Annotated in this window: 9 protein-coding genes and 1 pseudogene; 5 read left to right on the forward strand and 5 right to left on the reverse strand. The window is 52.2% G+C overall.

What is annotated here, in order from left to right; translation table 11 throughout:
- The 3 genes from DFR37_RS23620 to DFR37_RS23625 form a co-directional block, all read right to left on the reverse strand.
- Nucleotides 1–138: protein-disulfide reductase DsbD domain-containing protein (locus DFR37_RS23620; protein ID WP_429866790.1), on the reverse strand; the 138-nt coding region annotated here is incomplete at its 3' end.
- Nucleotides 139–488: 350 nt separating this feature from the next.
- Entirely contained in the window at nt 489–1,463 is a 975-nt protein-coding gene (locus DFR37_RS22455; RefSeq protein ID WP_113935382.1) for a F510_1955 family glycosylhydrolase, read from the reverse strand.
- A gap of 69 nt (nt 1,464–1,532) precedes the next feature.
- Nucleotides 1,533–1,796 (reverse strand): DUF2933 domain-containing protein, encoded by a 264-nt coding sequence (locus tag DFR37_RS23625; RefSeq protein WP_429866789.1) that lies wholly within the window; start codon nt 1,794–1,796, stop codon nt 1,533–1,535.
- Nucleotides 1,797–2,112: 316 nt separating this feature from the next.
- Between DFR37_RS23625 and DFR37_RS22465 the strand changes: the two genes are divergently transcribed.
- Nucleotides 2,113–2,313: a heavy-metal-associated domain-containing protein gene (locus DFR37_RS22465; protein ID WP_113935383.1), complete on the forward strand. Its 201-nt coding sequence runs from the start codon at nt 2,113–2,115 to the stop codon at nt 2,311–2,313.
- Nucleotides 2,314–2,401: 88 nt separating this feature from the next.
- Here the strand turns inward: DFR37_RS22465 and DFR37_RS22470 are convergent.
- A pseudogene (locus DFR37_RS22470) lies at nt 2,402–2,727 on the reverse strand (four-helix bundle copper-binding protein).
- Nucleotides 2,728–3,029: 302 nt separating this feature from the next.
- Between DFR37_RS22470 and DFR37_RS22475 the strand changes: the two are divergent.
- On the forward strand, nt 3,030–3,713 hold the full coding sequence (locus tag DFR37_RS22475) for a heavy metal response regulator transcription factor (RefSeq protein WP_113935388.1): 684 nt from the start codon (nt 3,030–3,032) through the stop codon (nt 3,711–3,713).
- A 3-nt stretch (nt 3,714–3,716) separates the two neighbouring features.
- Nucleotides 3,717–5,129: a Cu(+)/Ag(+) sensor histidine kinase gene (locus tag DFR37_RS22480; RefSeq protein ID WP_113935384.1), complete on the forward strand. Its 1,413-nt coding sequence runs from the start codon at nt 3,717–3,719 to the stop codon at nt 5,127–5,129.
- Nucleotides 5,130–5,161: 32 nt separating this feature from the next.
- Here DFR37_RS22480 and DFR37_RS22485 read toward each other — a convergent pair whose 3' ends face one another.
- Entirely contained in the window at nt 5,162–6,361 is a 1,200-nt protein-coding gene (locus tag DFR37_RS22485) for a tyrosine-type recombinase/integrase (protein WP_242341955.1), read from the reverse strand.
- A gap of 138 nt (nt 6,362–6,499) precedes the next feature.
- Between DFR37_RS22485 and DFR37_RS22490 the strand changes: the two genes are divergently transcribed.
- Complete coding sequence (locus DFR37_RS22490) at nt 6,500–7,561, forward strand: DNA-binding protein (RefSeq protein WP_113935385.1); 1,062 nt, start codon at nt 6,500–6,502, stop codon at nt 7,559–7,561.
- An 88-nt stretch (nt 7,562–7,649) separates the two neighbouring features.
- Nucleotides 7,650–8,201 (forward strand): hypothetical protein, encoded by a 552-nt coding sequence (locus DFR37_RS22495; protein ID WP_147251673.1) that lies wholly within the window; start codon nt 7,650–7,652, stop codon nt 8,199–8,201.
- Nucleotides 8,202–8,293 lie beyond the last annotated feature (92 nt).

An 8,293-nucleotide genomic window follows, 5' to 3' on the forward strand; every position in this document is an offset into this window, starting at 1 on the left:
GTCGGGGAGACTGAACGCGATACGGCTTCGGTATAGGTAGTAGTCCTTGGCGGGAGTCAGTGTGGCGACAAGCGTGTCGAAATCTCGCGCTGTGACCGAAATCTGAAACGCCTTTTCCGGTGGCAATAGGTCCGGCATCGAGGACGAGTCTCCGAAAAGACCCGTTATAGATTTGAAAAGGCCTTTTGATGAAGGGGAGGTGTCCGGTTGCGTGCTACTGGTGCCAAGGGCTGTTGCCCTGACCGGTTCGTGGCTTGCGCCATACGCTAACGACGATACCAGCAACAGCGCGGTGGCAATGAATCGGCTCACATTCACATCAGGTTCCCATCATCCAAAACATCATGGCTCCCATGCCGAAGAGAGCAAAAACGGCAATGAATCCAATCACGGCTAGCGCGATCACGATGATTTTTATCAGTTTGTTACTCATGAGGTGTCTAGCCTGCTTGGCGATATGTGGATGTTAAAAGATAGAATATCGGACGTTACTTATCGCGCGTCGCGCCACCGTCAGCGATTTGCGTCCATGTTGCACCACCATCTTGAGTGAAATAAGCACTGCGTTTGAAGGTCGCGATAGCAAGCTCTTGGTGGCGGACAGGATTTTGAGCCATGAAGGCTACCGCGTCTTCGTTTAGCGTAGGGAGACCGATCTTTTTCATATCCGATTTGTCCTTCAGGCTAATGCGATTCAGCGCAGGCGAATCCGCATAGCTGCTAACCCAAAGGTGCTCACCGTCCAGGTCGAACCACTGCGCTAACACCTGTGTGTCCCCGAGCAGCGTCTCAAAATGGTTGCCTGCGTCATGGGATACATATAGCCCGTCGGCGGTACCCGCAGCAACGATGTTGGCATCGCTCGGATGCACGGCCAAAGCGTTAACTTTGGTCTTCAAACCATCGGCGGCTGCCCGTGTCCATGTCATGCCGTCTGTTTGGGTCAAATACAAGCCAGCCTGAGGCATACGGGTGTTAGGACGGTAATTCAAGACATAAACTGCATCGGTCTCATAGCTGGTGGCCAAAGTATGGAAATCGGATTCGCCTTCCAAGGCGAGTTGCCGCCAAGTTTTGCCTGCATCAGTACTTTTGATAAGCCCAAAGGGGTTGACCAGGTTCGAGCCTGCTGCGGGGTGTCCGCTGCTGTAAAGCGCGTTGCGCGTGGCCGAGAAACCCATGTAGTCATGTTCAGGTCCGGCCATCTTGGACCATACGCTATCGGAATAGACTGCGATGCCATGATGGCTCGGGATAAGCAACTGTTTGCCATCTGCACTGTAGGCAAGCCCGTGTATGTGCATGAGTTGAATCGACGCTACCCCGGTTATCTCCTTCGTCGTCTGTGTATTTGTGGCAGATGGTCTGGTGCCGGCTGTAGCGGCGCCAAATCCGCCAAACGCCAATAACGAGGCAAATCCTGTTGTCGTCACTGCAGTGAAAATCGTTTTGGAACTAAACATGTGATATCCGATAATTTAAGTGTAGCCAGCCGTAAGCTGCCCGGATCAAGGTTGAACGCAACGAGTCAACTACTCCTTGTGTTGTGTTTGTCCGATCAGTGGCTGGTGAGGTGTTTTATCGGCTTGGTCCCTTGCGGCTTTGTGTTCTCTGTCATACGACGGCATGCCTTTCATCATGAACGCCATCATGAGCGGGCATATCAGGAGGAATAGGAACGGCGTGCTGGCCGCGATCCATTCTCGGGCTACGGGCAAGGTCGCATACGTAAGGGCTACGACAGTGCCTAAGCCAAGGCCGAACTTGACCATTGTTTTCATATCACATTTCATCATCGTTCCTTCAAAAAGCCAGGTCGCTTCTGACCTGTCGGGCAGGTAGAATGAGTAGTAACCAATACACTGTAGTGATCCGATGCTGTCAATTCGATTACCCTTTCATTACATGTTTGTCATGTTGAGTCAAAGCTTCGATGACCAAGATGTGGTTTTTTTGTTACCAAGACAAAAACAGAAGTGGCGAACCCTTTGCTCATTATCAAGAGTCCAGGTTGGACTTCAGCAGAAGCGGTAAATTCCGCTTCGCGCTGGCTTGACATTACTGTAGTGGGAAGGTTTAGAGTGTCATTATGTATTGTCTAAGGAGACTGTAATGATTGAATTCGAAGTGAAGGACATGACGTGTGGCCATTGCGTGGATACGATTACTCGTGTCATCAAAGAAACCGCCCCAACGGCCTCCGTTCGCGTTGATCTTCCCCAGCATTTGGTCCACATCGAAGGAGTAGCCAGTTCTGATGAGATCGAACGCGCTATCCGGGAAGTCGGATATACACCTATGCTCAAATCTTAACGGGCTGGAGGCCAGCCGCTCGGCTGGCCCCTGGTATCCTGTTCCTGCTTCTCCTTTTTGCTTTTGGGGCGGCAGACCATTATCTCTTTTAGGCCATTTGCCCACACACTTCTGCGCACTTTCGGCACGCTTGAGCACAGCGCTGACAGTGATCCCTCTGATGCGTGGCACATTCATGGCTGCAAGTTTCGCAAATGTCCGCACATACTTGGCACATCGTTTGAGTAAATTCACTGCCACCTGCCATATAGCTGGCGGCTAGGCGACAGCTTTGTGCGCAATCCATATCAAGCTTAATGCAACGTGCCATGCTTTTACATCCTGCTGGTCCAGGCACGAGACCGCACAGTGGTCACACGCCGTGGCGCGTGCATAGCAGGCGTCAATACAAGACTGAAATTGTTCATGAGGCATGGTTCTCTCCAAGGGGAAGGTACGAGCTAGTAAAAATGCTGATAATTGAGAAAAAGATCAGCTCCAACTCACAGCAACCTCTGTGCCACGTGCCCAAATTTTCTAATTAAAACTGGAACACGCTACCGCTCGAAACCCATAAGCAGGTTTGTCTAGCTAAGCTCAATTACAATTTTGTAATCAAACCGTCATGCTCATGTCAGCCTGGAACAGGTAGAGTTTGGCGGTGAATGCTGATCGTGCTTGATCGGCATGTGCTCTTTTATGGACACAAAACCGAAGACATATGCAGGAGCGATCCCATGAAACTACTTGTTGTTGAAGATGAAATAAAAACCGGCGAGTATGTGCGCCAAGGCCTGATGGAAACGGGCTTTGTGGTCGATCTGGCCCGAACCGGCTTGGACGGTCATCATTTAGCCTTAACTGAATCCTATGATTTGATCATCCTGGACGTCATGCTGCCTGACGTTGACGGTTGGCGTATTGTTCAAGCGTTGCGCGAAGCGAAATCGGCCACCCCGGTATTGTTTTTGACAGCACGCGATAGCGTGGAGGATCGGGTTAAGGGGTTGGAGCTAGGCGCCGACGATTATTTGATTAAACCTTTTGCTTTTGCAGAGTTGCTTGCCCGGGTACGTACGCTGCTGCGCCGAGGCGCCACATCGGTTTTAAGTGATCAGTTACAAGTGGCTGACCTTGTGCTGGACATTTCACGCCGACGAGCCAGCCGAAAAGAGGTGCGTATTAATCTGACAAACAAAGAATTTGCGCTTCTAGAGCTGTTGGTGCGCCGCCAAGGCGAGGTTTTACCCCGTTCGCTAATTGCGTCCCAGGTCTGGGATATGAATTTTGACAGCGACACCAACGTAATTGACGTAGCGATTCGGCGCCTGCGCGCAAAAATCGACGACGCGTTCGAACCGAAGCTTATTCATACGGTGCGTGGCATGGGCTATATGCTTGATGTCAGCAGCGCGACCTGAACCGTGACTCGCCGCCCCGCGTCCCTGGCCCTGCGCCTGACCGTCTCCATTGGCGCGGTCATCACGGTTGTGCTTCTGACGTTTGGATGGATAGTCGAACGATCCATTAATACGCATTTCGCTCAACAGGATGTCGATGAGTTAAATGCGGTGGTGCAATCCGTGGCACAGTCGCTCTCCGAGCAACAGCCTGGCGAAACCAACGAGGTCCTTAGTCGCCGATTGGCCAGTGCGGTCTCTGGACACCACAATGCGCAGTTTCGCCTATCCGACTTTGATGGAAACGTGATTTACGCCTCACCCAATTCGGACCTTGATAGCTTTACGCGGCTAGCGTCGATGGTCAAAGAGATTGACGTTGACTCCGTGGGCATCTGGCGAGATAAAGAACAAACCTATCGCGGGGCCGTCGTACAGCTCATGCAGAATAACAATGTGAACATGCAGCCTTTGACCTTGGCGGTCGCCGCCGGCATCAATTTTCATTTGCACTACCTTGAGAGCTTTCGCAGCTACTTGAGGCTTATCACCGCGGTGGCGTGCTTGATCGCCATTTTGGCGACATGGCTCGCGGTATATCGGGGCCATGCTCCCATTCGACGCATTAGTCGGGAAATCCGACGTATTAAATCGGACCAACTGCATATCCGGTTGGCGCCGGACACTGTGCCGGTAGAGTTGACGGAGTTAGCGGTATCGTTCAATGACATGCTCAATCGCATCGAGGGCGTTTTTCGGCGACTCTCCAATTTTTCGGCTGATATCGCTCATGAACTGCGTACGCCGATCACCAATTTGAAGACGCAAACGGAAGTTGCTCTTTCTCAAGCTCGTAGCGTTGATCAATATCGTGAAATTCTGTATTCCAATCTGGAGGAGTACGAACGCATGGCGAAAATGGTGGGCGACATGCTGTTTTTGGCTCAAGCCGATAATAAGTTACTCAAGCCCGAGCTCGTTGTCGTGGACCTCGCGTCGGAAGTGCGAAGCCTGTTTGAATACTTCGAGGCATGGGCCGAAGAGCGGATGGTTGCTCTCGTATTGCTTGGGCCGGAGCTTGGGGTGCAGGGCGATCGCCTCATGATTCGTCGCGCTTTAAGCAATCTCTTATCCAACGCGATTCGTAATACACCTAAAGCAGGCACAGTAACAGTGTCGGTGAGTTCGACTCCTGACAAGGCCGTGCTTCGGGTAGAAAATCCAGCATCCGCGATATTACCCCAGCATTTGCCACATCTTTTTGACCGGTTTTATCGACCCGATGCTTCGAGGCAGCGTAGTGGCGAGGGTGCCGGACTGGGATTGGCGATCGTTAAATCTATCGTTGAGGCGCATGGCGGGTACATCAATGTGTCCACATCGGACAATCTAATCACCTTCGAAATAACGCTACCCACTCTAATGCATCCCGAATAACGCTGCTACCAGACTGCGGTAACACCACTAAGCTACCACTGTACTTTGTGATGTTCCTCGGTCTCGCGATGCCGTGCATCGTCCGAGGAGTGCAGGTAGGTGTTGGTTGTGCTGATGGAGTCATGCCCAAGGTTATCGCGCACATGGCGCAGATCCACCTGATTGTTGGCCATATGGGAGCCAGCGGTGTGCCGGAGCCAATGGGCGGAAGCCAGTTCAACCCGTTGCGCTTTGGATTCAAAGTCGACGCCTCGTGCTCGGATCCGGTCAGCGGTGCTTTTAAAGACCTGTTTGCCGATGGAGTGAACGGCAGCACGTGTCAAGGCGCGTGTTTGTTTGCCGATCGGCAGCAAGAGCGGGGTGGTTTCATCGGGGCTAGGGAAGGGCGCCAGACCTTTTTCGCGCCGATAGCGGGCGAGCTCTACCATAAGCTCATTTGTCGCCGGAATGATGCGGGTTTTCTCGCCTTTGCCGGTCACTTCCAACCACCAACGCTCCTCGCCATCCTTGTCACGTCGGCAAAAGAAGCCGCCCATGCTGTTTTGTGTGACTTCTGAAATGCGTAGCCCACACAGATACAGCAACGAAAACAGCCAGCGCAGCCGAAAATAGTGTTCACGCTCGCGCTCTGAGTCCCGCGGCAGGGCGTCAATGGCAAGTTTCACTTCGCTCCAAGCCTCGTCATCCAGATAGCGCGTGACACGCGGCTTGGCTTTCCGAGCGCGCTGGCGCGAGAGCGACAAGGGATTGCCTGCCAGGTAGCCCGCCGTCACCAGCCAGGAAAACATCCCATTCAGAACAATGATGGCCTGGCGCCGGCTCGTGGGCGCCAAGGGCCCGGCAAAGGGGCGCCAATCGGCATGCGTGCGGCCAACCTTACGCCCGGACCGCATCACCCATTGGGCCGCGGGCTGAGGATCGCTCAAAAAGTGTTGATATGCCAGTAAATCTTCGTGCGTGAGCGAGGACACGGGCTTGTGTTGTGTCCCCGTAGACCACAGTAGGAGGCGCTCAGCTTCCTTACGGTAGTTAGTAAATGTGTTGGGAGAGTCAAGGAATCGCGCCAACCACGCCGTGATCGCATCGATATCGGTGGTGGCAGCGATCTGTGGTCGATTGCCCATGGCGCGGTTCGTGCCGGCGCGACCATCCAGTTCGGGGGAAATGCGCACGGCCTCGAAGGGCGAGGGTGGCGCTAGCCCAAGGGAATACTCATTATTTAAGGTCATCATCGGCTCGACGTAATTTGCGTAAACCACTCTTTATATAATTTGACATTATACCAATAATGTCAAATTAATGAGAAGGGTAGCACCAAAATTAATGTATTACGTTGTATTATTAGATTAATTATTCTCTGGATTATTGTTATGATCACGGACATCCTCAATGAGGCCGCGCTTTCGCGCGATATCGATGCGTTGCGTGAACGCTTCACGCAAACTCAAGAGCTCTATCGAGAGGTCTGCGCATTGCTGTTTTTTCGCTACGGCATCACGCCCACGGCCAATAAGCTCTACCAATTAGTACGTAAGGGCAGCATGAGCGCGCCGGCTGAGGCCTTGAATAAATTCTGGGGAGATCTACGAGAAAAGAGCCGCACACGGATTGAACATCCTGATTTGCCGGAAGCCCTGAAGAGCGTGGCGGGTGAACTCGTTGCCACGCTATGGACAAACGCCCAGGCGGCAGCCCAAGAATCACTCACGGCGTATCGTGCTGAAGCCCAGGAAGCAGTGTTCCAGGCAAAAGCAGCGGTTGTTGTAGCGGAAGCAGAACGGGATGCGGAGCGACTAACAGCGCAAAGCGTCAGGAGTGAGCTTGAGCAAGCGGGGGTACAAATAAGCACCCAGCGTGAAGCTCTTGCTATTGCGGAAGAAACGAGCACTTCGTTGCAGCTAAGGCTTGACGAAGCAAAGCATGACAACGCCGCGTTGCAGCGCCAGCTTGAGGACGCCCGCCGTGAATTTACCGTTGAACTCGACAAACTACGCGCCGCGGCACAGCTAGCTGAAGAGCGCTCTCGCTCAACTGAAAAGCGCATGCTGCTGGACATGGATCGCGAGCGTACTGCCTCAGCCCGGCTGCAGAAAGAACTCGATGCCCTGAGCGCTGCCTCGTTACGCACGGCTGACGCGCATCGGCAAGAGCTCAATTTGCTACAGCAAACGTTGGGGGATAGTCGTCAAAAAAATGGTCAATTGGAAGGTACTCTACAAGCCGTCACCACAAGCCTGGACCGCGCACGTCTGGAGGCAAAACAAACACAAATCCAATTGAACGAATCCAACGCTCAAACGATGCTATTTCGTAGCCAAGCCGAAGATTGTCGGCGCCAGTGGGAGGAAACAAAACAGCTTTTAGTTGAGGCACAACGCACAACGGTGCATGAACGACCTCGCCGCCGTACCCTAGCCGCTCCCAAAACTTAATGGTGTCATCATTTCATCTAGAGCCGTAGCGAGCATGGATATTAGTTAAGATGCCATTACTGGACGCAAAACCTGCTAGGTTGATGAAATGTATAACAAATATAAGCCATTGAGAAACTTGATTCGCCAGTTTGGGCTGGAAGAGTCGCTGCATACGATTTGGTTCTATATGCAGCATATTTTCGCAAATAAGTCCTTACCACCCAAGCTTCAACCCTATGACAATAATTTGCATCCGGTAGATGTAAGGTCTTTGATCCAACCTTGGCAGCTGAGCATTTTGGCCCGCGAAATGGTCTTGCACGCGGCACCTGTGGGTAGCCGATCTTTAACCTCGTGGACGTACATGGCGATGGTGCTCGACAAGATTTCAGCGATCAACGAATCCTTTACACCGCCGTTAAATGAGGTTGACGCTCTCAATCTGGAGCTGCACCGCGTAGGGCATCAACAATTTCCGTGGCAAAGCAAAACAACGATTGCCGATTTAATGCGTTATATGCTGATCTATCAAAATGAAGAGTTGCAGAAGATATTTGAACGAACCATTGGAGTTTCGCATAAGGATTTCTTTTACCTGGGTTTTGCCGTACGGGGCAGGTTCGAGCGGGAGGCTTGGTTAAATACCGAGACAGACTGAATCGGCCAGGGTTTGCTAGACACGTTTTAGCCTCATAATACTCACTGAGGAGATGATTATGAGCACGGCCCGATTTACGGAAGAATTCAAAC

The organism is Eoetvoesiella caeni (genome assembly GCF_003315175.1).
GTDB classification, from domain to species: domain Bacteria; phylum Pseudomonadota; class Gammaproteobacteria; order Burkholderiales; family Burkholderiaceae_B; genus Eoetvoesia; species Eoetvoesia caeni.

Excerpts from the sequence above, each read along its gene's own strand:
- DFR37_RS22495 (WP_147251673.1), top strand. The coding sequence starts at position 7,650 with ATGTATAACAAATATAAGCCATTGAGAAACTTGATTCGCCAGTTTGGG.
- DFR37_RS22465 (WP_113935383.1), top strand. The coding sequence starts at position 2,113 with ATGATTGAATTCGAAGTGAAGGACATGACGTGTGGCCATTGCGTGGAT.
- DFR37_RS23625 (WP_429866789.1), bottom strand. The coding sequence starts at position 1,796 with ATGATGAAATGTGATATGAAAACAATGGTCAAGTTCGGCCTTGGCTTA.
- DFR37_RS22455 (WP_113935382.1), bottom strand. The coding sequence starts at position 1,463 with ATGTTTAGTTCCAAAACGATTTTCACTGCAGTGACGACAACAGGATTT.
- DFR37_RS22490 (WP_113935385.1), top strand. The coding sequence starts at position 6,500 with ATGATCACGGACATCCTCAATGAGGCCGCGCTTTCGCGCGATATCGAT.
- DFR37_RS22485 (WP_242341955.1), bottom strand. The coding sequence starts at position 6,361 with ATGATGACCTTAAATAATGAGTATTCCCTTGGGCTAGCGCCACCCTCG.
- DFR37_RS22475 (WP_113935388.1), top strand. The coding sequence starts at position 3,030 with ATGAAACTACTTGTTGTTGAAGATGAAATAAAAACCGGCGAGTATGTG.